Source organism: Kitasatospora sp. NPDC057198 (genome assembly GCF_042670125.1).
In the GTDB taxonomy this organism is placed as follows: domain Bacteria; phylum Actinomycetota; class Actinomycetes; order Streptomycetales; family Streptomycetaceae; genus Kitasatospora.
Map to the genome: position 1 here is coordinate 1 of NZ_JBHUWH010000753.1, position 2,364 is coordinate 2,364.

2 protein-coding genes and 1 pseudogene are annotated in these 2,364 nt (G+C 76.0%); 2 read left to right on the forward strand and 1 reads right to left on the reverse strand.

Annotation, left to right across the window (positions count from 1 at the left end):
- Nucleotides 1-468 (forward strand): annotated as a pseudogene (locus ACFUEL_RS38615) (TerD family protein); the annotation flags it as partial.
- 189 nt (nucleotides 469-657) lie between these two features.
- On the opposite strand, the gene ACFUEL_RS38620 reads toward ACFUEL_RS38615, so the two are convergent.
- The gene (locus tag ACFUEL_RS38620; protein ID WP_380242725.1) at nucleotides 658-1,743 is read right to left on the reverse strand and encodes an oxidoreductase; all 1,086 of its coding nucleotides are present in this window, start codon (nucleotides 1,741-1,743) and stop codon (nucleotides 658-660) included.
- A gap of 116 nt (nucleotides 1,744-1,859) precedes the next feature.
- Here ACFUEL_RS38620 and ACFUEL_RS38625 point away from each other — a divergent pair, with 116 nt between their 5' ends.
- The gene (locus ACFUEL_RS38625; protein WP_380242727.1) at nucleotides 1,860-2,270 is read left to right on the forward strand and encodes a MerR family transcriptional regulator; all 411 of its coding nucleotides are present in this window, start codon (nucleotides 1,860-1,862) and stop codon (nucleotides 2,268-2,270) included.
- The last annotated feature ends 94 nt before the right edge of the window (nucleotides 2,271-2,364 follow it).

Consider the following 2,364-nt stretch of genomic DNA (forward strand, 5'->3'; position numbering starts at 1 on the left):
CCCGTGCTCGCCGCACCGGCCGCGCCCGCCGTACCCGCTGCCGTGGCCGCCGTGCCCGCCGTGCCCGCCGCCGCGCCGGACGTCCGGCCCGACTGCTTCTTCGACCCGGCGCACGGGCCGGCCGGGGACGAGGTGCTGTGGTCCCCGCAGTGGGGCGCGGCCCGGCCGGTCCGGGCCTGCCTCGCCTGCGCGCAGCGCGTGCGGACCACCCCGCCGCCGTACTACGCCGAACCCGCGGCGGCCGGCTACCCGCCCACCCTGGCGGGCCAGCCCCAGCACGGCCACCCCCAGCAGTACGGCTACGACGGCCACCACCCGCACGAGCACCAGCAGGGCGGCGGCCGCCGCTTCGGCACCGGCGCGATGATCGGCGCGGGCGCGGCGGGCCTGGTCGGCGGCGCCCTGCTGTACGAAGCCCTCGACGACGACACGCCCGACGTGGTGGTCAACAACTACTACGAGGACTGACAGTGCGGATGTGTGGTGGCTTCTCCGCCGGGTCTGACTCACGGACCGACCGACGCCGAACGGACTGTCCTTCAGGGGATTCGTCGGCTCGGACGGGGAGGCCGCCGCACGCGACCGGACGGGCGGAGTGGCAGCCGCTGCCGGCGCTGATGGCGGCGCTCGGCGACCGGCACGGCGCGGGGCGGGAGTTCACCGGCCGATCGGCGGGGCGCCGGTCGCGGCGAGGGACAACTCCCAGAGCCGGGCGGCCTGTTCGGGGTCGACGGCGTACCCCCGGACGCCGCCGTCGTCCACCGGGGTGCCGGGGGCGCTGATCCGGGCCACCTCGCAGTCCTCCAGGTAGCGGCCGCCCAGGCCGTCCAGCAGCGGGGAGACCGCCGCCCACACCCCGGTCGCCGCTCCCTGTTCGGGGCTCTTGAACCCGGCGCCGACGACCTCGCCGCGCTCGTTCACCCACCCCCGCTCGACCTGTTCGCGCAGCGTCATCTCCCGCTGCAGCCCCGTGATGATCCGGCCCGGGTGGAGCGCGAACGCCCGGATTCCGTGCTCCCGCCCGAGGGCGTCCAGGTGCACGGCGAACAGCGCGTTGGCGGTCTTGGCCTGGCCGTACGCGAGCCATTTGTCGTAGCCGGTGCGGAAGTGCGGGTCGTGCCAGCGGACGCCGCTCAGCGCGTGCCCCGCCGAACTGTTGACGACCACCCGCGCCCCGCCGGTGGCGGCGGCCGCCGCGGCCAGTAGCGGGTGAAGTTCGCAGGCCAGCGCGAAGTGCCCGAAGTGGTTGACCGCCAACTGCCCCTCCCAGCCCGGCCCGACCCGCCGCTCCGGGGTCGCCATCACCCCGGCGACGGCCATCAGCAGGTCCAGCCGGTCGCACCGGTCGCGGATCAGCGCGGCCGCCGAGCGGACGCTGCCGAGGTCGGCCAGGTCCATCGGGACGACTTCGGCCCGGCCCGGCCCCGCAGTCCCCGCCGCCGCCCCCGCCCCTTCCGCCCCCGCCCCTTCCGCCGCCGCCAGCGCGGCCCGCGCGGTGTCCGGGCGGCGGGCCGGAACCAGTACCCGGGCCCCGGCCGCCGTCAGGGCGAGGGTGGTGGCCAGGCCCAGCCCCGAGTAGCCGCCGGTCACCACGGCGGTCGTCCCGGAGAGGTCGCGTCCGGCCAGCACCTCCCGGGCGGTACTGGCGGCGGAGAAGGGCGAACCGAGCGGCCGTTGCGCGGCCTCCGCGGTCGTGCCGGTCGTCGTGTCCGTGGGCGTGTCGTTCGTCGCGTCGGTGGTCATGCCGTGGACGCTACGATCTCGACCGAGGTCTAGATCAAGTGCGGGGGCGCGGCATGACCGGCAGCGGGACGGACAGCGGCACCGGCGGCAGCGGCAGCGGTAGCGGCACCAGCGGGATGGACGCTCCGCGGTCGCTGAGCATCGGCGAGGTGGCCGAGCGGACCGGGCTGAGCGTGCACGCCCTGCGCCTCTACGAGCGCGAAGGGCTGCTGGTCGGGCCGGTGCGGCGCAGCGCGGGCGGGCGGCGGCGCTACAGCCCCGTCGACGTCGAGTGGCTGCTGATCTGCGTGCGGCTGCGCGAGTCCGACATGCCGCTCGCGGACCTCAGGCGGTTCGCCGAACTGGTCCGCCGGGGCCCCGGGAACGAGGCCGAACGCCTGCGCCTGCTCGACGCCCACCGGCAGCGGGTGGACGCCCGGATCCGGGCGCTCGAGGAGTGCCGGTCGGTGATCGACCGGAAGGTCGGCGTCTACGCCGAGCACCTCGCCCGCGGCGAGGCCGTGGGCCTGTGGGACCCGACGGCCTGAGAAAGTGTGGGGTAATTGGCCTGCTACTGATTGTTGAGGTCGTCGGCGAGGCGGCGGGCTGCTTCGGTCTCGATAGGGCCGTGTGGCTCGATCT

Bases quoted from the DNA above. Each gene is read 5' to 3' on its own strand.
- ACFUEL_RS38620 (WP_380242725.1), bottom strand. From the start codon at position 1,743: ATGACCACCGACGCGACGAACGACACGCCCACGGACACGACGACCGGC.
- ACFUEL_RS38625 (WP_380242727.1), top strand. From the start codon at position 1,860: ATGGACGCTCCGCGGTCGCTGAGCATCGGCGAGGTGGCCGAGCGGACC.